We start from the raw sequence: 19,153 nt of genomic DNA, 5'->3' as shown, positions 1-19,153 counted from the left end.
AGGCTGCCATAGTGCAGCCTTTGTTTTATCTGCATTTTAAGGCATACTGCCGCTAGTTTGACTTTTCCGGTAGCGGCTATGCCAACCTTTATCAGTGCCAGAGATCGCAGTTTTAATTACGGCGATGGTATTTTTACTACTATGCAGGTGCGCAATGGCAGCATACAGCTGTGGCCTTTGCATTTGCAACGCTTACAGCGTTCTGCAGAGCAGTTAGGGTTTGGTACAGTTGACTGGCACAGGGTGCAGCAACAAGTTCAGGCCGCAATAACAGCGCCTGAGCAAGTGATTAAGTTACTGGTGTCGCGTGGCGAAGGCGGCCGCGGTTATGCACCGGCAGAAGCCGGAGCGCCGGGTATTTACATTTCGGCCAGCCCGATGCCGGATTACCGGCTTGCACAACAGCAAGGTATCAGTTTAGCTATTGCAACTTTACAGCTGGCAGTACAGCCGCTGTTGGCTGGCCTTAAGCACAATAACCGGCTGGAGCAGGTGCTGTTAAAGCAAGAGCTGGCAAGCACGGATGCAGATGATTTACTGGTGCTGGATCAACAGGGTTTTATTACTGAAGTCAGTGCCGCCAATGTTTTTTTACACCGTGATGGCAACTGGCATACGCCCGAGTTGCAACGTGCCGGAGTGGCAGGTGTCATGCGCCAGCATATTTTACAGCAGGCAAATATTGCCCAGGTTAATTGGGGTATTACTGAACTTGCGTCGGTTGACGCTATTTTTATTTGTAATGCTTTAATGGGTATAGTGCCGGTACGCAGTATAGCAGGCAGAACCTTATCTGTTAGTACGGTACAACAGTTTTCAAAGCAGGTACTATGTTAAAAACACTAAAAATTATTCTGTTGCTGGGGGGATTGCTTGGCCTGAGTTACTACTTTGGTGTACGTTATGTACAACAAATTCCGCTTAATTTACCTGATGGTATTCACACTGTGCCCCCCGGCAGCTCAGCTGCCAGGCTCTGCCGGCAATGGCAGCAACAGGCGCTGTTAAGTGATAGCCAATGCCTGATGCTGCGGCTTTACCTGAAATTACACCCTGAAGAAGCCAGAGTGCAACAAGGCGTTTACCGCTTATCTGCCGAGCAGACTTTACTGTTACAGGTGCTTGCACTGTTTCGCAGCGGTAAAGAAGCACAGTTTGCTGTAACACTGATTGAAGGTGAAACGCTGCAGCAAAGCCTGAACCGGATAAACAAAGCCGAGTATTTACTGCAGGATGTCACCACAGCAGAGCAGGTATTACAGGATCTGGCGTGGCCGGAGGAATGGGGCGGGCAACCGCAGAGCGCTGAAGCATTATTGTACCCTGATACTTACTACTATACGGCAAACAGTAAGGCCAGTGCATTGATTAAACGCGCGCAGCAGGCTTTGCTGACCGAGCTGGACAATGCCTGGCAGCAGCGCCAGCCTGATCTGCCGCTGCAGAATCCATATCAGTTGCTGATACTGGCTTCCATTATTGAGAAAGAAAGCAGCCATCCACCGGAGAAAACGCTGGTAGCCTCAGTGTTTATTAACAGATTACGCAAGAATATGCGGCTGCAAACCGATCCTACTGTTATTTACGGGCTGGATGATTTTAACGGCAATATCACCCGGGCAGATTTAAATAATCCGCATCCTTATAATACTTACCGCCATCATGGCCTGCCGCCCGGACCAATCAGTCTGGTTGGCCGTGCCTCTATGCTGGCCGCAGTACAGCCAGCGGAAACTGATCTGTATTACTTTGTCAGCAAAGGTGATGGTACCCATCAGTTTTCGTCAACGTTAGAGCAACACAATGCCGCAGTGCAAAAATATATTCTGGGAATAAAGCCATGACGGCAACAGCTAAATTTATTGTGGTAGAAGGCCTGGAAGGCGCAGGCAAGAGCACCGCTATCAGCCATATTCAGCATTATTTACAACAACGCGGCAAGGACGTGATCTGTACCCGTGAGCCCGGCGGTACGCCGTTGGCAGAAAGTTTACGCAGCCTGGTAAAGCAGGTGCAAACCTCAGAAACTGTGGCGCCGCAAACAGAGTTATTACTGATGTACGCCGCGCGGATGCAGTTGGTAACTAATGTGATTAAACCGGCATTAGCACAGGGCAAGTGGGTATTAGCTGACCGGCATGATATGTCGTCGCGGGCATATCAGGGCGGCGGGCGTCAACTGGACGAAACCTTTATTAATCAGTTACGCCAGGCTGTACTGGGCGACTTACGCCCTGATTTAACCCTGTATCTGGATATTGATCCTGCTATCGGCCTGGAGCGTGCCCGCCAGCGTGGTGAGTTGGATCGTATAGAGCAGGAGCAACTGGCGTTTTTTCAGCGTACCCGGCAGAAGTATCTGCAAATCGCAGCCAGTGAAACTAATATTGTCGTGATTGATGCCAGCCAGCCGGTTGCCAGCGTACAGCAGCAACTCAGTGCTGCACTTGACACTGCTTTGGGGCAGTAATGCAACCCTGGCTTATTCCTTATCAGCAGCAGTTAGCAGCATTGCTGCATAATAATCAACTGGCGCATGGCTTGTTAATATCAGGCCCGGCAGGTATAGGTAAAAGTGTACTGGCAAATTGGCTGGCAGCATCGTTGCTGTGTACAGAGCAGGAAAAACCCTGTGGTAAATGTAAAAGCTGCTTGTTGCGCATTGCTGGCAGCCATTCAGATCTGCTGATTATTGACAGCTCAGGCAGCAGTATTGGCGTAGACAGTGTGCGCCAGCTTAGCCAGTTTATGTATGGCCGGGCCCAGCAGCAGTTAAATAAAGTTGTGCTGTTGGTTGATGCGGAAAAATTAACTGAGGCTGCGGCCAATGCGCTGCTAAAAACACTGGAAGAACCGCCACAAAACAGCTTTTTATTGCTGCAAACCCGTGCCGGTAATACGTTAGCGGCAACGTTGCTAAGCCGTTGCCAGCACTGGACCTTAGCTGCTGAATTTGGTGCTGATACACAAGACTGGCTTACCCGGCACAGTAACAGAGCTGTACCGGAATTTTTACTGGCCTACTGTGCCGGCGGGCCGTTAAAAGCGCTGAGTATGCTTGAATCCGGTGAAGCTGATCAACTGCAACTGACGTTACATAACCTGAGCCAGTTTCTGACAGATAAACTGGCCTTACAGGACATAGTTAAACAACTCGATGCTGTAAGCGAGCTGCGCCAGTTGCTTGGCTGGTTTTTAACGCAACAGTTACTCCCTGCCATGACAGGCCAGGATCCGCAGCGGTTATTAGCCATTCATCAGCTATACAGCCGCTGGTGCCGTGACGAAATGCAGATTTTAGGGCAGAATAAAGTGCTTGCGCTGAGTGCATTTCTTACAGAATTAAAACGGTTGCAAGGCTAGCCGGAGGACATATGGAAGAGCTGTCGTTAGGATTCACAGATATTAAAGAGTTGTACCGCTGCTATATGCCATTTCTGAAGAACGGCGGGCTCTTTGTGCGCACATCCAGCCAGTATAAAATGGGCCAGTCACTGGCATTAAATGTTACCTTACCTGATGCTCTGGAAAGCATTGTGGTGTCGGGTAAGGTAGCCTGGATCACGCCACCAGGCTCGCAAAGCTCCAGCCCGGCAGGTATTGGTGTTGCCTTTATTGATGATAAAGCGCAACTGGGCCCACGGATTGAAAAACTATTAGGCGGCATGCAAAGTTCTGCCGAAGCCACTTATACTATTTAGCAGGTAATCAGCACTGTGTTTGTAGATTCTCATTGTCATTTAGACCGCCTCGAGCTGGAAAAGCTCGGCCTTAGCTTACATCAGGTTATTACTGCCGCTCAGGCTCAACAGGTGCAGCATATGTTATGTGTTTGCGTCAGCCTGGCTGAGTTTGAGCAAATGTCATCTTTGGTCGCTGAATTTCCGATGGTGTCAGTCTCTTGTGGCGAACACCCCTTACACCAGCAGGAGCAGGTTGATAGCAGATTATTGCTGCAAAAATGCAGCCTGGAACATGTGGTTGCAGTAGGGGAAACCGGGTTGGATTATTTTTACTCGCCAGACTCCAAACTAAGCCAGCAAGCGGCCTTTGTCAGCCATATACAGGTGGCTAATCAGGTTAATAAACCGCTGATTATTCATACGCGCGATGCGCGTGAAGATACCTTAGCCTTAATGCGCAGCCATAATGCAGAGCAGGCCGGTGGGGTATTGCACTGCTTCACCGAGAATTGGGAAATGGCCAAAGCCGCGCTGGATATGGGCTTTTATATCTCTATTTCCGGCATTATGACCTTTCGTAACGCAGTGGAACTGCGTGATGTTGTTAAAAAACTGCCGCTGGAGCGCTTATTAATAGAAACCGACTCACCTTACCTTGCGCCGGTGCCGTTTCGTGGCAAAACTAATCAGCCGGCTTACGTTACTGCTGTGGCCGAGGCCATCGCTCAGGTAAAGGGTATCAGCCTGGAGCAACTGGCACAGAGCACCACAGAAAACTTTTACACGTTGTTTAACCGGGTAAAAAAAGCCGCCTGATTTCAACAACCTGATATGGCCAATGGATTTCAACATGCACGTAGGCGACAAGTGAGTGAATCCCCGTGAGCATAGGAGTACTATGTGATTGGGGTGAGCGAGCGCAGCCAACAACCGTGCATTTTGAAATAAGGGCATAAAAGAAGCCCGGAACCAATCCGCATTGTTCCGGGCTTAGGGGAATGGCTCATAGGGAATGAGCCGTGCGCTATCGTTGCAACTGCTAATATTCATCAGGTAAGTTCCAGTTTAGTTAATACGCAGATTTTTGCTTGTCAGTGCATTTGAAACAAAGCTGCTGATAGCTATCATTTTTTGCTTCTTTATGCCCAGTTTATCTGCAAGTTATCCCCAGCTTATACAGCGGAGCAGGCAAGCTGACTGTGTTGCCCCTGTTTTCGGTGCAGTATTAGCCATAGCCATTTTTAGTACTTCATTGTATTAACATTGGTTACTTTATAAATAAAAAATCTAAAAAATCATTTTCAGCTGTATATCAATGTTAAACAGCCGGTTTTCTCCGCTACGTAAACTGATACAGACAAAATATCTTGCATTGTCGACAATGTTGGTGCTTTAAGGCTTGACTTAGTTATATAAAGCCTATAAAACGGTGCTAATTTATATTTATGTCGACAATTTGCAGTATGCAACATCCATCATTACGTGCCCCTATTACTGCTGCTGACCGGGTTTTACTGGAAATTCAGCGTGCTATTGTTGAAGGCGAAATTGCCGCTGGCAGCAAAATCAGTGAGCCGGAGTTGGCCAGACGCTTTGATTTAAGCCGTGCACCACTGCGCGAAGCTTTAGCGCGGTTAGAGCGTTGCCATTTGATCGAGCGCATTCCTAACGCCGGTGCCCGCGTAGTGAAATTGTCGACACAAGGGCTGTTATCCTTATATCAGTTACGTGAAACCTTAGAAGGTTTAGCCTGTCGGTTAGCCGCCGAACATATGGCCGACAGTGAAATTGCCGAGTTACGCGCCTTGTTGGATCAACACCTGAGTACACAAAGGGTACGCGAAGGTGAAAGTTATTATCAGGAAGCCGGCGATCTGGACTTTCATTACCGTGTCATTCTTGGCAGCAAAAATGACTATCTGATTAATATTCTCTGCGATGAGCTGTACTACCTGGTGCGCATGTATCGCGTGCAACTGGGCATGAACGGGCCGCGCGTATCGCGGGCATTTGACGAACATAAAGCTATTCTTAATGCCATTGCCAACCGCGATGGTGAACTGGCCGATTTACTGATGCGCCGCCATATTGCCGCATCAAGGCGCAATATTGAAAAACAACTGGAACAAACGGGGACTTAATATGAGCACACTTACTGCCGGACAAAAATTCCGCGCGGCAATTAAAGCGAACCAGCCGCTGCAAATTGTCGGCACTATTAACGCGTACACCGCAATGATGGCAGAGCGTACCGGCCATCAGGCGTTGTATTTGTCGGGTGCTGGTGTGGCCAATGCTTCTTTTGGTTTACCGGACCTGGGCATAACCTCACTTAACGATGTTTGCGAGGACATCCGCCGTATTACTGCTGCAACCAGCTTACCCCTGTTGGTTGATGCTGACACCGGCTGGGGCGGTGCTTTTAATATTGCCCGTACCGTAAAAGACATGACCCGTGCCGGAGCTGCCGGTTTTCATATTGAAGATCAGATAGCACAAAAGCGCTGCGGCCACCGGCCTAATAAAGAAATTGTCAGCTTAGATGAAATGGTGGATCGGGTTAAAGCCAGTGTAGATGCGCGCACGGACGAAAGCTTTTTTATTATGGCGCGCACCGATGCCTTAGCACAGCAAGGGCTGGATGCTGCCATTGAACGGGCGCTGGCCTGTGAAGCAGCCGGTGCCGATGCCATTTTTGCCGAAGCAGTGTATACGCTGGAGCAATATCAGGCGTTTACTAAAGCATTAAAAGTACCGGTGCTGGCCAATATTACTGAGTTTGGTCAAACGCCACTGTTTAATAAAGCCGCACTGGCAGCGGTGGGCGTGGCTATGGTGCTGTATCCGCTTAGTGCGTTTCGGGCAATGAACAAGGCAGCACTTAATGTGTACCAGTCTATTTTAGCCAATGGCGATCAAAAAGCCGTGGTTGACAGCATGCAAACCCGTGCTGAGTTGTATGACTTTTTAAATTATCACAGTTTTGAAGAAAAACTCGATCAGCTGTTTAGCAGCAAAAAATCTTAATTGTTAGTTTTGAATATTGAGCTTTTAATTTAAAGACAACGGGGAGAACACCATGTCAACAGGTAAAGTACTTACAGGCGCCGGGTTACGCGGCCAGGTAGCGGGTAAAACGGCACTGTCTACCGTAGGTAAAACCGGCTCAGGCTTAACCTACCGTGGTTATGATGTAAAAGATTTAGCCGCCAATTGCAGCTTTGAAGAAGTAGCGCATTTAATTTTAAAAGGTGAGCTGCCAACACAGGCTGAGCTAACAGTCTATAAAGCCAAACTAAAAAGCCTGCGTAGCTTACCGCAGGCATTAAAAGATGTATTAGAGCGTATTCCGGCCAGTGCCCACCCGATGGATGTTATGCGCACCGGCTGCTCTATGCTGGGTAACCTGGAAACCGAACAAAACTTTGGCCAGCAACAGGATGCCAGTGATCGCTTGCTGGCAATTTTTCCGGGTCTGGTTAATTACTGGTATAACTACAGCCATCATGGCAAACGTATAGAAGTGGAAACCGGTGCTGATTCTGTTGCTGAGCAATTTTTATGGACTTTACACGGTAAAAAGCCAAGTGCCCTGCATGTTGAAGTGATGCAAGCTTCGCTGATTTTATATGCCGAGCATGAGTTCAATGCCTCTACCTTTACTGCCCGCGTTTGTGCCTCAACCTTAAGCGATATGCATTCCTGTATTACCGGTGCTATCGGTTCGCTGCGCGGCCCCTTACACGGCGGTGCTAATGAAGCGGCGATGGAGCTGATTGAAAAAATGGCCAACCCGGACGATGCCGAGCAAAAGCTGCTGGGCATGCTGGAGCGTAAAGAAAAAATTATGGGCTTTGGCCATGCGGTGTACTCCGATTCTGATCCACGCAATGCGGTAATTAAAGAGTGGTCGGAAAAGCTTGCCAAAGCTAACGGTGATACCAAACTGTACGATGTATCTGTGCGCTGTGAAACGGTGATGTGGCGCGAGAAAAAGCTGTTTTGTAATGCTGATTTCTTCCACGCTTCTGCCTACAACTATATGGGTATTCCAACTAAGTTGTTTACACCTATTTTTGTTTGCAGCCGTTTAACCGGTTGGGCCGCCCATGTAATGGAGCAGCGCGCTGATAACCGTATTATCCGGCCAAGTGCTGATTATGTTGGCGTAGAGCCGCGTAACGTGAAGCCGATAGCTGAGCGTGGCTGATAAAAAAACTGAGGTTGGAACCCGTTGGCGCAGCCACAGAGTGTCTGAGCCCTGCCGTAGGCAGTAGGGCGAGTTGCTGTGGCGAGCACGGCGGGCTTGCAACCGTTAAGTTCCGCCTGACTATAAGAACACTTTAAAGAGGGCATTGCCCTCTTTTTGCCAGACAAGACAGAGTAAACACTATGAACAGCCAATACCGTAAAAAACTGCCCGGCACAGCGCTGGATTACTTCGACACCCGGGCCGCTGTCGATGCTATAGAACCGGGCGCTTATGCCAAACTGCCTTATACCTCGCGCGTGCATGCAGAAAACTTAGTGCGCCGCTGCGACCCGGCAATGTTAACCGATGCCTTAAAGCAGCTGATTTACCGCAAGCGTGATTTAGACTTTCCGTGGTTTCCGGCCAGGGTGGTGTGCCACGATATTTTAGGCCAAACCGCACTGGTCGATTTAGCCGGGCTGCGTGATGCCATCGCCGAACAAGGCGGCGACCCTGCCAAAGTAAACCCTGTGGTACCCACCCAGTTAATTGTTGATCACTCGCTGGCAGTAGAGCATGGCGGCTTTGAAAAAGATGCTTTTGCCAAAAACCGCGCTATTGAAGACAGGCGCAACGATGATCGCTTTCACTTTATTAACTGGACAAAAAAAGCCTTTAAAAATGTAGATGTTATACCGCCCGGCAACGGCATTATGCACCAGATTAACTTAGAGCGGATGTCGCCGGTAATACATGCCATAGACGGTGTAGCTTTTCCGGATACGTTGGTTGGTACCGACAGCCACACACCGCATGTTGATGCGCTGGGCGTTGTTGCCATTGGTGTCGGCGGTTTAGAAGCTGAAAGCGTGATGCTAGGCCGTGCCAGCTGGATGCGCCTGCCGGATATTATCGGCGTAGAGCTAACCGGCAAAGCGCAGCCCGGCATAATGGCCACCGACATCGTACTGGCACTAACCGAATTTTTACGCAAAGAAAAAGTGGTATCCAGCTACCTGGAGTTTTTTGGCGAAGGAGCGAGCAGCTTAAGCCTGGGCGACAGGGCCACTATCTCCAATATGACGCCGGAATACGGTGCCACAGCGGCGATGTTTAGTATTGATCAGCAAACGCTGGACTATTTAACCTTAACCGGGCGCGAGCCAGAGCAGGTAAAACTGGTTGAAATCTATGCTAAGCAAGCCGGGTTATGGAGCGACAGCTTAAAAACTGCCGAGTACGAGCGGGTACTGAAGTTTGATTTATCAAGCGTTGGCCGCACTATGGCCGGGCCGTCTAATCCGCATGCCAGGTTGTCTACCCGCGATTTAACGGCCAAAGGCATTGCCGGTAACTACATATTGGAAGAGGGTAAAATGCCCGATGGCGCGGTAATTATCGCTGCCATTACCAGCTGTACCAATACCTCTAACCCGCGCAATGTTATTGCCGCCGGTTTATTAGCCCGTAACGCCAATAAACTGGGCTTAACCCGTAAGCCCTGGGTAAAAACGTCATTAGCGCCCGGATCTAAAGCGGTTCAGCTGTATCTGGAAGAGGGCGCTTTACTGCCTGAGTTAGAACAACTGGGCTTTGGTATCGTTGGTTTTGCCTGCACCACCTGTAATGGTATGAGTGGTGCACTGGACCCGGTGATCCAGCAGGAAGTGATCGAGCATGATTTATACGCCACAGCGGTACTATCCGGTAACCGTAACTTTGACGGCCGTATTCACCCGTACGCCAAACAGGCATTTTTAGCCTCTCCGGCTCTGGTAGTGGCTTATGCTATCGCGGGTACTATTCGTTTTGATATCGAAAAAGATGCACTTGGCTATGATTCAACTGGTAACGCAATCACCTTGAAAGATATCTGGCCAAACGATGCAGAAATTGATGCGGTAGTGGCCAAAAGTGTAAAACCGGAGCAGTTCCGTAAAGTGTACGAGCCAATGTTTGCGCTCAGTGTCGATTACGGCGAAAAAGTATCGCCGTTGTATGACTGGCGGCCACAAAGCACTTATATCCGCCGCCCGCCGTACTGGCAAAAAGAGGGCGAAGGCGCTATTGCCGGTGAGCGTACGTTAACAGGTATGCGGCCGCTGGCGCTGTTGCCGGATAATATTACTACCGACCATTTATCACCGTCGAACGCTATTATGTTAGACAGCGCCGCCGGTGAATACCTGCACAAAATGGGCCTGCCGGAGGAAGATTTTAACTCTTACGCGACCCACCGCGGCGATCATTTAACTGCGCAGCGCGCTACCTTTGCCAACCCCAAGTTGATTAATGAAATGGCTGTGGTAGATGGCAAGGTAAAGCAGGGCTCGCTGGCGCGCATTGAGCCGGAAGGCAAAGTAACACGGATGTGGGAAGCAATAGAAACCTATATGCAGCGTAAGCAGCCGCTGATTATTATAGCCGGTGCTGATTACGGCCAGGGTTCGTCGCGTGACTGGGCGGCCAAAGGTGTAAGGCTGGCCGGTGTCGAAGCGATTGCCGCAGAAGGCTTTGAGCGTATTCACCGCACCAACTTAATTGGTATGGGGGTGTTACCGCTGGAGTTTAAACCGGGTACTACCCGTATTACGCTGGCGCTGGATGGTACTGAAACCTACGATGTAGTGGGCGAGCGTAAACCGCGTACTACACTAACGCTGGTTATTCATCGTACTAACGGCGAAACACTGAATGTGCCGGTAACCTGCCGCTTAGATACCGCTGAAGAGGTGTCAATTTACGAAGCTGGCGGTGTGCTGCAGCGTTTTGCGCAGGACTTTTTGCAGGGTACCGTTTAACGGATAGCAAGAAGCCTTTTGGGCTTCGGTTGCAACTCCCCGAAAAGCTCGCCACAGCAATTACGCTGGTCAATCCTGCCCATCGCCGGAGGCCAGCCAGAGGCTGTTCAAATTCGTTCCAGACGAATTTGTCACTTCGCTGCTGGCGCGCTCACTCAGACACTCTGTGTCGACTTTTCCGGGATTCCAACCTGCGCTATCAAGTAAGCTGACATCGACGAGGGAGGGCCGATGCCTCTTTATGTCATCACAGAGTGTCTGAGCCCTGCCGTAGGCATTAGGGTGAGTTGCTGTGATGAGCAGAAAGAGGTTGTCGGCCCGGACTAAACAAGTATCGTATTAGAAGAGACCAGTACTTATGTCTGCACCACAAATAAAAATCCCCGCGACTTACATACGTGGCGGTACCAGCAAAGGCGTATTTTTCAAACTGGACGACTTACCCCAGGCCACCCAGGTACCGGGTAAGGCCCGTGACAACCTGCTGCTTAGGGTTATCGGCAGCCCGGATCCGTATGGCAAACACACCGACGGTATGGGCGGCGCTACCTCCAGCACCAGCAAAACCGTGATCTTAAGCCAAAGCAGTAAAGCTGATCATGATGTTGACTACCTGTTTGGCCAGGTCGCGATAGACAAGCCGTTTATCGACTGGAGCGGTAATTGCGGTAACTTAACGGCAGCGGTGGGCTCTTTTGCCATTAGCAACGGTCTGGTAGCTGCCGATCGCATCCCGCAAAATGGTATCTGTACCGTGCGCATCTGGCAGGCGAATATTAACAAAACCATTATTGCTCATGTACCGGTAACCAACAGCGAAGTGCAGGAAACCGGCGACTTCGAACTGGACGGTGTAACCTTTGCGGCAGCGGAAGTGCAAATTGAGTTTTTAGACCCGGCCGCCGATGAAGGCGAGGGCGGCGGCGCTATGTTCCCCACCGGTAACCTGGTTGATGAGTTAGAAGTGCCCGGTATCGGCAGCTTTAAAGCAACGTTAATTAACGCCGGTATTCCAACCATTTTTGTCAACGCTGCCGATATCGGTTATAGCGGTACTGAATTGCAGGACGCGATAAACAGCGATACCAAAGCACTGGCCATGTTTGAAACTATCCGTGCTTACGGCGCAGTAAAAATGGGCCTGATTAAAGATATCAGCGAGGCCGCAGCGCGGGCGCACACGCCGAAAATTGCCTTTGTCGCCCCGCCGGCAAGCTATGTGTCATCCAGCGGCAAGCAGGTAAATACCACTGATATTGACTTGCTGGTACGGGCACTGTCGATGGGTAAGCTGCATCATGCCATGATGGGCACCGCTGCGGTAGCCATTGGCACTGCAGCAGCGATACCCGGCACCTTGGTAAACCTGGCAGCAGGTGGAACCGCGCGCGAAGCCGTGCGCTTTGGTCACCCGTCCGGCACATTAAGAGTAGGTGCAGCGGCAACTCAGGTAAACGGTGAGTGGACAGTAACCAAAGCCATAATGAGCCGCAGTGCGCGGGTGCTGATGGAAGGTTATGTGCGTGTGCCAGGTGATTGTTTTTAATGATTCCCCTTCATCCTTGAAGCTGCAGCGGTGTTGGCTGCAATCACGAACCCCAATCACATAGGTAACTATGCTCATGGGGATTCGTTCTTTTGCCGCCTACCTGCAGCATCAATGCTTTTGGGTATCTTACCTTTTGTGAAGGGCGCTTCGGCGCCTTTGTTACAACAGCTGTGGCAGTATCATCTTTTAATTGTGCCGGATGTTGCTTTTTATGGTACAAAATATACATTTTTATCCAGTATAAATACCCGTCAACGGTTCTTTTGGCATAACGGCGTGCATACATAAATTCAGCGATATATTGTAAAAATGGTGAAGCCATAACCAGCCCCCTGAGATAAATTTATATGGATAAATAAACAGTAGTTGGTGAATTTATTGTTAGCAAGTAAATCGCAAGCTTAAACCGCGCTTTCGCCAGGCAAATGTATTGTGTTCAACCAAAAATCTGTTGATTTACTTAGTGTTATTGGCTAGTGTGATTTCATTTACAAAAGATAGAAGGGAGTTTACACGGCGTGAAAGCGTGTACGCTCCAAACTATAAAGCTGTTAGCTACTTAGGATGGTTATGAGATTTTATCTGGCAGTTTTCCTTTTAGTCGTGTCCGGCTCAGCCTTAGGATGCTCATGCTCTGAATTGCCTTTAGATCGCGCTTTCAAAAGAGCGGACTATGTTTACGTTGGTCGTGTAATGTCTGCAGCAGTCACACCTGATGAAGTCATTGAAAGCCAACTAAATGTCCAGGAAGTTCTCAAAGGCGAACCTGATCAATACGTGTTTGTTTCGGCTGCCACCCACGAAGCAAGATGTGAAGCCGAGGTGGTGGTTGGTGAAAACTATATAGTGTTTGGAAATTACGGAAAGAAACCAGTTTTACATAGTTGTAGCGATACGAAACTGCTGCAATACCCAGAACAAATTGAAGAGTTTAGAGATGGTAGCTAACAATGCGCGTCATTTGCAGCCTTCGGCTGCTGCGACGCTCACAAGCTCGCGCGCATGCGCGTGGCGTTATAGCTTTTATCATCATCGAGTAAGGAGTTAACGATGCGTGAATTCACAGAAGAAATGAGATTCCTGCCTGTGGCAGAAGGGAATCACCTTGTCGCTATTGATTTAAAAAATACTCAAAGAAAGGGTATGGATAATGACGATGATTATTTCAATGAAGTCGACCCTGAAGGTAATGTCGTTGCCAAGTATTACACTTGGCATCATATGAGTATCTACCCGCCGCAAACTGTGCATAGTGAAGGTTGGATAAAGTACGATCTAGAGGGTAAAAAAATAGCATCTGGCTCTCGAAAGTCGTAGTTCAAGTGGGCAGCTATAACAAGGCCAATCACGGCGACAGCTTTTCCGTTGCGGCTTCGCCTCCACTACAAAGCTGCGCGTGTCGGCGGCGTTAGCTTTCATGGCGCGACCAAGCGAAAACTAGTCTAAATTCTTAGTGGCACATGGTATGCACTAAGCTTTATTTCTATCTAATTCAGTTAGATAACAAATAGGTGTTGGTTTTGATATGACTGAAGTTCAAAAATTTGATTTTGTTAAGCATGGAAGAAATGCAAGAGAAGAGTTTTCTAAAATTCGCAATCAGTATGAAGGTCTAGCAACTGCAATCAAATTGATCATTGAAAATGCTCTTGAGCATGAAAAATTACTAATTCACTCAATCGAAAGCAGAGCCAAAGATCTTGATAGCTTTGAAAAGAAGTGTCTGAAACCGAGCAAAACTGATCCAGAAAAGCCGAAATATGATAACCCATTAGAACAAATTACAGATTTGTCAGGTGTGCGAATTATTACCTTTTTCTTGAAAACTGTTGAAGATATTCAAGTAGTACTCGAACGAGAGTTTGACATAATTGAACGGATTGATAAGTCGAGCATTTTACAGGAAGAGGAAAAGTTTGGTTATCAAAGTGTACATTTTTTGGTTAAGTTGAAGTCAAATAGAGCCAACTTGCCAGAATATCGACTTTGTAATGACTTGGTATGTGAAATTCAAATTCGAACAATCTTACAACACTCATGGGCTGAAATAGAACACGATATCCAATATAAGTCAGTAGCAACGATTCCTTCATCAATTAAGCGAAGATTTATGGCATTAGCCGGCATGCTAGAAGTCGCCGATAGGGAGTTCCAAGCTATACAAAAAGAAGACTCGAAACTAAGAGAATCCGCAAGAAAGTCATTGAAGAAAGGTGAGGTAAAAGGTATTGAAATTACCCCTGATGCCTTAAAAGCATACTTGGACAAGAATTTTGGTCGTGATAGCCGAATAAGCCCTTATGGCTATGAATTTACGGCTAACATGCTAAAAAGGCTCGGATTTAGTTCTTTCGAACAACTTCAAGAGTGCTTTATTGGTTATGATGCAGATGAAATAAATCGTGCCATCTATGGAACGAGACAGGGGCAGCTAACGCGATTTGAAATGATTCTCTTGGCTAGTATGGGACAGTATTACATAGATAACCACCCATGGGTTTCAAGTGATTGGCACACAGATATGTGTAATCGACATATTAAAATTTTGACTAAAGAAGGTATTGATGTCGGTAGCTATATTCCCAAACAGATGTCTTAAAGAAAGCTAACAAACTGTTTAAGAGTGATTCGCAACGCGTGGCATTTTTACTATGCGTTGTGTTTGGTGTTTAAGGTGGTATGCAGTGGCTTTGGTATTGCGTTGCTCACACCTTAACAGGGCGTTAGCTCTTAGGAGTGAAATTGGACTACATATTTTTTATTAGTTTTGCTGTCGTCTTGATTTTAGTGTTAAGCGCCGTATCCAAAGCCGAAGAATTGAAAAATGAAATTATGTATGAGGGCAGCACGATGAGCTTGTACTATTTGGTTCAAAACTCACTTCTGCCTCATAACGTTTTTCCAATAAACTTAAAAAGTATTTATGCAAAAAAACTATACGGTAATTGTATAAGCCGGATAAAACTGGGTGTAGTGATAATCGTCATCAACACTTTGCTTGTGCTCATCTTTGAATAATAGAGCTAACAAGTTACTTAATTTCGTTCCGGTCACAAACAGTGTGGCCTCCACGGGGACTGCCTACGCTGCGCTGCGGCAGCCCATTAGTAATGCGTTAGATGCCCGAGTTATCCATAAAAAAATAGACACTTGACATATGCCAAATATTTACCGTGTTGTTAAAAATTATCCGCTTCCATTTTCTGCGATAAACACAGTTGGTGAGACTACACTAGGATGTAGAAAGCTTGACTTGTACCGCAGCATTATCACCGTTGGGAATCCATCGTTTTTTTCCCTTCAAAATATTCGCGATCATGGATTTGCACGAGCACTTTATGATTCAATATTGAAAAAGGTGGCCATTGTTGCAAGTAACATCCAATCAGACTTATCTGGGATGAGACGTCACCAGATATTTGATACCTATGTTTCTGATGAAAAAAGAATTGTCAGTTACAACTTGGGGATGGCTTTTGCTAAGCTGTATTCTGAAAAGCTACTAGATATCCCAAACTTAGTTCACATTGAGTTTCTTAAGAAGCAGAATGCGGTAACGTTTGTTAATCAAGCAGGCAATGTTCGCCCGAAGGAGCCGGACTTAGTTGGGCAAACCGCCGATGGTAATTGGCATATCTTTGAGGCGAAGGGTGTTTCATCATCTGCATCTCAGCTTAACAATAAAATCTCTGAGGCAAAGAAACAGATTCAACAAGTTGCTACTATTCATGGCGTCGCGCCTTCAACAGGCAGTGCTTGTGCCACATATATTGGGCGCGACCGAATACTTACATACTTAGAAGACCCGCCAAGCGATGAAGGCAAGAGAGTCGAAATCAACAGAGAAAAATTCATTGACTCTTATTACTCCCCATTCTTGCTTTCCAATAAAATACTGGATGGCTCACTTCGGACAGAACGGATTGATGGTCTTGAGGTTGATTTCCTCGATTTAAAACAGGCCAGGAGGAAGCTAAGTATTGGACTTGATCGTGAAATTTCGGAATTAATCCGAAGCAAAGAATATGATTTTTCTGAAAGTATTTCCAAGCGGCTAAAAGAGTACTCCTCGATTGATAGAGGACAAGGTAAATATTCAGTTGGTCTTGACGGATTTGTCGTTGGCTACACAGAGTACTAGCATCTAACAAGGCCAAGCACAGCGACAGCTTTTCCGATGCAGCTGCGCCTGCACTACAAAGCTGCGCGTGTTGGCGGCGTTATATGGGATTAAATATCGGAGTCGGTTTGTAAAATGCTTACCTTTAAAGATGAAACACTCACCGCTGAGGATGCCTTTTGGGTTATGTGGTACTTCTTGAAAGAGCATTACGATTTATCTGGAGGCGCATTTGATCTAAGTGACATTCTTTCTGCATCTGAGCCTATTGGATTCTTAGAGAATGGACACATAAACTTTGCGGCCCCTGAAACAGGCAAAATGGCGCCGGCAGATAGCGGAATGATAGAATTTTGGAACAACGCTATCGCAAAGTACCGCACTGATGGTTTGCCAGAACCTAAGTCGTTTAAATAATGTGGCCATATAACAATCGCCATCAAAAACGCGCCCATTGGGCGCTCGACTCGCAACAAGTTGCTCGCGTTTGTGGCGGGCGTTATAGGGCCAAGGAGATTTAGGCGATGGATTTGGATTACGTAAAAATAATCGTCACGATCGCGTTGGCGGTGGTTGGCTGGCTCATCGGTCATTACTTTATGGCTCGTAGAGACATTGCCAATAAAAGGCGTGAATTGGTTATTAGCCATTTAATTGAAACTTATAGGGTTTTAGCTAATGACATTTCTCATCGGCAACAAACGGAAGCAACAAATTTAAAACTCGAAAATATGCTTTCGGATATCCAGCTCTTTGGCTCGTTAAAGCAGATAGAGTTGGCTAAGCAGTTAGCTGATGAAGTAGCAAACGGTGGTAGTTTTGAGTTGAGCCCAATTCTCGTTGCTCTTCGGGACAATCTTAGAGAAGAGCTTAACTTGTCTCCGGTAAAAGGGAATGTCAAATGGCTCCGATTTAAGGGGCGTACGGTATGAGTATTCGGCCCTATAACAAGGCGCATCACTCGCGGCCTGCGGCCGCTGGGACGCCAACCCGCTGCGCGGCTCGTCGCCCGTGTGCTTTGCGTTAGCTGTCAGGTATTCCATGAAAAGTACATTTGTAATTTTGGCCTATATCACTTGCGTCCTCTCGTTTGCGGGGTGCGCCAAGACAGATCCGATTGAAATTGCATCACAAAACGATATTGAAGCAGTAAAAGCTTATGTAGATGAAGGATTTGATATAAACATTATCAACTCCAATGGCACAACGATGCTATTAGCAGCAACCATAGAAAGACACTCAGATTTAGTTGAGTATTTGCTTAAAAGTGGTGCAGACCCAAACTTGAGCAATGTTCAAGGCACGAGCCCACTTTTTGGCGCTTCTCTTTTAGGGTTTAATGAAATTGTTGCCAACTTGCTTGCGAATGGTGCCAACCCTAATATTCGGTTGGACGGTATTTACGTAACACCATTGATGATTGCGATAGCAAATAATAGAACAGAAGTGGTTGCTACTTTGCTTCAACATGGAGTTGATCTCACTATAGAAAACTCCGAAGGAAAAACTGCTGCTGAGCTAGTCGAAAACGAGGAAATCCGTGAGCTTTTTAATAAATTTGCAAGTGGCAGCTAACAAGGCAAGTCAACATCGCACCTGCGGTGCTGGACTCGCTAACGCTCGCCGCTGCTTGCGGCGTTAGCTACTTAGGATGGTTATGAGATTTTATCTGGCAGTTTTCCTTTTAGTCGTGTCCGGCTCAGCCTTAGGATGCTCATGCTCTGAATTGCCTTTAGATCGCGCTTTCAAAAGAGCGGACTATGTTTACGTTGGTCGTGTAATGTCTGCAGCAGTCACACCTGATGAAGTCATTGAAAGCCAACTAAATGTCCAGGAAGTTCTCAAAGGCGAACCTGATCAATACGTGTTTGTTTCGGCTGCCACCCACGAAGCAAGATGTGAAGCCGAGGTGGTGGTTGGTGAAAACTATATAGTGTTTGGAAATTACGGAAAGAAACCAGTTTTACATAGTTGTAGCGATACGAAACTGCTGCAATACCCAGAACAAATTGAAGAGTTTAGAGATGGTAGCTAACAATGCGCGTCATTTGCAGCCTTCGGCTGCTGCGACGCTCACAAGCTCGCGCGCATGCGCGTGGCGTTATGCAACCAGTGAGCACTGATGAAATATTGCAGTTTAGATAAACATGACAAATTTTCTTTGAACTTGGACTCTAGCAAGTTTATAGGTATTTATTGTTGTTTCTTCATTTCACTGGCTTTCACTATTGACTCTCCAAGTGCCGAGCGCTGGATTTTTACAGCAGTTTTTGCCGCTTCATCGCTTTTAATGTTTTCTTGGGCAAATGAAGTGAAATTGATGATAAAGCACTTAGAGGGTTACCGCTTTTACACGCTTACAACATTTGCATTAGTTCCAATGGTTGCAGTACCTTGGTTTTTTGACGTTCCATTCGGTATCACAATGACGCTAACGCTTCTTGTAGGCATCAATTGTTTGATATGGCCTTTTGTTACCGTCAGTGAGTATGAAAAAAATTACACAGCTATATTCGGTTTAATGGATGCATAACAATCGCCATCAAAAACGCGCACTTTGGGCGCTCGACTCGCAACAAGTTGCTCGCGTTTGTGGCGGGCGTTACGTTTATTAGATAGATTACGAGACAAAGATGGATTGGGAAATAATAAATGGGATCACAGGTTTGATAAGTGCAGTATGCGCTACTCTGAGTATTATTTACCTCAGCTCCTGAGGGATCCCCACGAATTTAGCCTTCGCATTCAATGTTGTAACTCGCCGTATCCAACAAGTGTTTACAGTGGCGCAAGGTATTGCGCCACTGT

The 19,153-nt window shown here is 47.2% G+C and carries 21 protein-coding genes; 20 read left to right on the top strand and 1 reads right to left on the bottom strand.

The window, feature by feature from the left end; all coding sequences use genetic code 11:
- Positions 1 to 78 precede the first annotated feature (78 nt).
- The 11 genes from pabC to prpF all read left to right on the top strand — a co-directional run bounded on the left by pabC (position 79) and on the right by prpF (position 12,222).
- On the top strand, positions 79 to 837 hold the full coding sequence (gene pabC / locus M2404_RS07265; RefSeq protein WP_259239069.1) for an aminodeoxychorismate lyase: 759 nt from the start codon (positions 79 to 81) through the stop codon (positions 835 to 837).
- A complete protein-coding gene (gene mltG / locus M2404_RS07260; protein WP_259239068.1) occupies positions 831 to 1,844 on the top strand; it encodes an endolytic transglycosylase MltG in 1,014 nt (337 codons plus the stop codon). Before pabC ends, mltG begins: the two co-directional genes overlap by 7 nt.
- A complete protein-coding gene (gene tmk / locus M2404_RS07255; RefSeq protein WP_259239067.1) occupies positions 1,841 to 2,470 on the top strand; it encodes a dTMP kinase in 630 nt (209 codons plus the stop codon). The genes mltG and tmk overlap by 4 nt, the downstream gene beginning before the upstream one ends.
- Positions 2,470 to 3,363, top strand: a complete 894-nt coding sequence (gene holB, locus M2404_RS07250; RefSeq protein WP_259239066.1) for a DNA polymerase III subunit delta' — start codon at positions 2,470 to 2,472, stop codon at positions 3,361 to 3,363. Before tmk ends, holB begins: the two co-directional genes overlap by 1 nt.
- Positions 3,364 to 3,374: 11 nt before the next feature.
- Positions 3,375 to 3,701 carry a PilZ domain-containing protein gene (locus tag M2404_RS07245; protein ID WP_259239065.1) on the top strand — a complete coding sequence of 109 codons (327 nt, stop codon included), beginning with the start codon at positions 3,375 to 3,377 and terminating at the stop codon, positions 3,699 to 3,701.
- Positions 3,702 to 3,716: 15 nt separating this feature from the next.
- Complete coding sequence (locus M2404_RS07240) at positions 3,717 to 4,499, top strand: TatD family hydrolase (protein WP_259239064.1); 783 nt, start codon at positions 3,717 to 3,719, stop codon at positions 4,497 to 4,499.
- A gap of 629 nt (positions 4,500 to 5,128) precedes the next feature.
- A complete protein-coding gene (locus M2404_RS07235; RefSeq protein ID WP_259239063.1) occupies positions 5,129 to 5,824 on the top strand; it encodes a GntR family transcriptional regulator in 696 nt (231 codons plus the stop codon).
- Between the two features lies 1 nt (position 5,825).
- On the top strand, positions 5,826 to 6,710 hold the full coding sequence (prpB, locus tag M2404_RS07230; RefSeq protein ID WP_259239062.1) for a methylisocitrate lyase: 885 nt from the start codon (positions 5,826 to 5,828) through the stop codon (positions 6,708 to 6,710).
- A 52-nt stretch (positions 6,711 to 6,762) separates the two neighbouring features.
- Entirely contained in the window at positions 6,763 to 7,893 is a 1,131-nt protein-coding gene (gene prpC, locus M2404_RS07225) for a bifunctional 2-methylcitrate synthase/citrate synthase (RefSeq protein ID WP_259239061.1), read from the top strand.
- Between the two features lie 182 nt (positions 7,894 to 8,075).
- The gene (gene acnD / locus M2404_RS07220; RefSeq protein WP_259239060.1) at positions 8,076 to 10,676 is read left to right on the top strand and encodes a Fe/S-dependent 2-methylisocitrate dehydratase AcnD; all 2,601 of its coding nucleotides are present in this window, start codon (positions 8,076 to 8,078) and stop codon (positions 10,674 to 10,676) included.
- Positions 10,677 to 11,034: 358 nt separating this feature from the next.
- Positions 11,035 to 12,222: a 2-methylaconitate cis-trans isomerase PrpF gene (prpF, locus tag M2404_RS07215; RefSeq protein WP_259239058.1), complete on the top strand. Its 1,188-nt coding sequence runs from the start codon at positions 11,035 to 11,037 to the stop codon at positions 12,220 to 12,222.
- Between the two features lie 43 nt (positions 12,223 to 12,265).
- Here prpF and M2404_RS07210 read toward each other — a convergent pair whose 3' ends face one another.
- Entirely contained in the window at positions 12,266 to 12,547 is a 282-nt protein-coding gene (locus M2404_RS07210) for a phage integrase N-terminal SAM-like domain-containing protein (RefSeq protein ID WP_259239057.1), read from the bottom strand.
- A gap of 248 nt (positions 12,548 to 12,795) precedes the next feature.
- On the opposite strand from M2404_RS07210, the gene M2404_RS07205 reads away from it, so the two are divergent.
- The 9 genes from M2404_RS07205 (at position 12,796) to M2404_RS07160 (ending at position 18,878) form a co-directional block, all read left to right on the top strand.
- Entirely contained in the window at positions 12,796 to 13,173 is a 378-nt protein-coding gene (locus tag M2404_RS07205) for a hypothetical protein (protein ID WP_259239050.1), read from the top strand.
- 102 nt (positions 13,174 to 13,275) lie between these two features.
- Positions 13,276 to 13,542, top strand: a complete 267-nt coding sequence (locus M2404_RS07200; RefSeq protein ID WP_259239056.1) for a hypothetical protein — start codon at positions 13,276 to 13,278, stop codon at positions 13,540 to 13,542.
- A gap of 208 nt (positions 13,543 to 13,750) precedes the next feature.
- The gene (locus tag M2404_RS07195) at positions 13,751 to 14,824 is read left to right on the top strand and encodes a GTP pyrophosphokinase (protein WP_259239055.1); all 1,074 of its coding nucleotides are present in this window, start codon (positions 13,751 to 13,753) and stop codon (positions 14,822 to 14,824) included.
- A 558-nt stretch (positions 14,825 to 15,382) separates the two neighbouring features.
- Entirely contained in the window at positions 15,383 to 16,366 is a 984-nt protein-coding gene (locus M2404_RS07185) for a hypothetical protein (RefSeq protein ID WP_259239054.1), read from the top strand.
- Between the two features lie 114 nt (positions 16,367 to 16,480).
- Positions 16,481 to 16,762 (top strand): hypothetical protein, encoded by a 282-nt coding sequence (locus tag M2404_RS07180; protein WP_259239053.1) that lies wholly within the window; start codon positions 16,481 to 16,483, stop codon positions 16,760 to 16,762.
- Positions 16,763 to 16,869: 107 nt separating this feature from the next.
- Positions 16,870 to 17,277: a hypothetical protein gene (locus tag M2404_RS07175; RefSeq protein WP_259239052.1), complete on the top strand. Its 408-nt coding sequence runs from the start codon at positions 16,870 to 16,872 to the stop codon at positions 17,275 to 17,277.
- Between the two features lie 109 nt (positions 17,278 to 17,386).
- The gene (locus M2404_RS07170) at positions 17,387 to 17,920 is read left to right on the top strand and encodes an ankyrin repeat domain-containing protein (RefSeq protein ID WP_259239051.1); all 534 of its coding nucleotides are present in this window, start codon (positions 17,387 to 17,389) and stop codon (positions 17,918 to 17,920) included.
- Between the two features lie 82 nt (positions 17,921 to 18,002).
- Positions 18,003 to 18,380 carry a hypothetical protein gene (locus tag M2404_RS07165; RefSeq protein WP_259239050.1) on the top strand — a complete coding sequence of 126 codons (378 nt, stop codon included), beginning with the start codon at positions 18,003 to 18,005 and terminating at the stop codon, positions 18,378 to 18,380.
- Between the two features lie 87 nt (positions 18,381 to 18,467).
- Positions 18,468 to 18,878 carry a hypothetical protein gene (locus tag M2404_RS07160; protein ID WP_259239049.1) on the top strand — a complete coding sequence of 137 codons (411 nt, stop codon included), beginning with the start codon at positions 18,468 to 18,470 and terminating at the stop codon, positions 18,876 to 18,878.
- Positions 18,879 to 19,153 lie beyond the last annotated feature (275 nt).

Origin of the sequence: Rheinheimera pacifica, from assembly GCF_024809855.1 — a bacterium.
GTDB classification, from domain to species: domain Bacteria; phylum Pseudomonadota; class Gammaproteobacteria; order Enterobacterales; family Alteromonadaceae; genus Alishewanella; species Alishewanella pacifica_A.
Note: the sequence above shows the minus strand (reverse complement) of the source record. Positions and strands in the feature narration are given on the sequence as shown.

What these genes read in the sequence shown, in the direction of transcription:
- M2404_RS07170 (WP_259239051.1), top strand. Translation starts at nt 17,387, where the DNA reads ATGAAAAGTACATTTGTAATTTTGGCCTATATCACTTGCGTCCTCTCG.
- M2404_RS07160 (WP_259239049.1), top strand. Translation starts at nt 18,468, where the DNA reads ATGAAATATTGCAGTTTAGATAAACATGACAAATTTTCTTTGAACTTG.
- M2404_RS07185 (WP_259239054.1), top strand. Translation starts at nt 15,383, where the DNA reads ATGCCAAATATTTACCGTGTTGTTAAAAATTATCCGCTTCCATTTTCT.
- M2404_RS07175 (WP_259239052.1), top strand. Translation starts at nt 16,870, where the DNA reads ATGGATTTGGATTACGTAAAAATAATCGTCACGATCGCGTTGGCGGTG.
- prpC (WP_259239061.1), top strand. Translation starts at nt 6,763, where the DNA reads ATGTCAACAGGTAAAGTACTTACAGGCGCCGGGTTACGCGGCCAGGTA.
- acnD (WP_259239060.1), top strand. Translation starts at nt 8,076, where the DNA reads ATGAACAGCCAATACCGTAAAAAACTGCCCGGCACAGCGCTGGATTAC.
- M2404_RS07205 (WP_259239050.1), top strand. Translation starts at nt 12,796, where the DNA reads ATGAGATTTTATCTGGCAGTTTTCCTTTTAGTCGTGTCCGGCTCAGCC.
- M2404_RS07195 (WP_259239055.1), top strand. Translation starts at nt 13,751, where the DNA reads ATGACTGAAGTTCAAAAATTTGATTTTGTTAAGCATGGAAGAAATGCA.
- M2404_RS07210 (WP_259239057.1), bottom strand. Translation starts at nt 12,547, where the DNA reads ATGGCTTCACCATTTTTACAATATATCGCTGAATTTATGTATGCACGC.
- M2404_RS07180 (WP_259239053.1), top strand. Translation starts at nt 16,481, where the DNA reads ATGCTTACCTTTAAAGATGAAACACTCACCGCTGAGGATGCCTTTTGG.
- M2404_RS07165 (WP_259239050.1), top strand. Translation starts at nt 18,003, where the DNA reads ATGAGATTTTATCTGGCAGTTTTCCTTTTAGTCGTGTCCGGCTCAGCC.
- holB (WP_259239066.1), top strand. Translation starts at nt 2,470, where the DNA reads ATGCAACCCTGGCTTATTCCTTATCAGCAGCAGTTAGCAGCATTGCTG.
- mltG (WP_259239068.1), top strand. Translation starts at nt 831, where the DNA reads ATGTTAAAAACACTAAAAATTATTCTGTTGCTGGGGGGATTGCTTGGC.
- M2404_RS07235 (WP_259239063.1), top strand. Translation starts at nt 5,129, where the DNA reads ATGTCGACAATTTGCAGTATGCAACATCCATCATTACGTGCCCCTATT.
- prpF (WP_259239058.1), top strand. Translation starts at nt 11,035, where the DNA reads ATGTCTGCACCACAAATAAAAATCCCCGCGACTTACATACGTGGCGGT.
- pabC (WP_259239069.1), top strand. Translation starts at nt 79, where the DNA reads ATGCCAACCTTTATCAGTGCCAGAGATCGCAGTTTTAATTACGGCGAT.
- tmk (WP_259239067.1), top strand. Translation starts at nt 1,841, where the DNA reads ATGACGGCAACAGCTAAATTTATTGTGGTAGAAGGCCTGGAAGGCGCA.
- prpB (WP_259239062.1), top strand. Translation starts at nt 5,826, where the DNA reads ATGAGCACACTTACTGCCGGACAAAAATTCCGCGCGGCAATTAAAGCG.
- M2404_RS07200 (WP_259239056.1), top strand. Translation starts at nt 13,276, where the DNA reads ATGCGTGAATTCACAGAAGAAATGAGATTCCTGCCTGTGGCAGAAGGG.
- M2404_RS07245 (WP_259239065.1), top strand. Translation starts at nt 3,375, where the DNA reads ATGGAAGAGCTGTCGTTAGGATTCACAGATATTAAAGAGTTGTACCGC.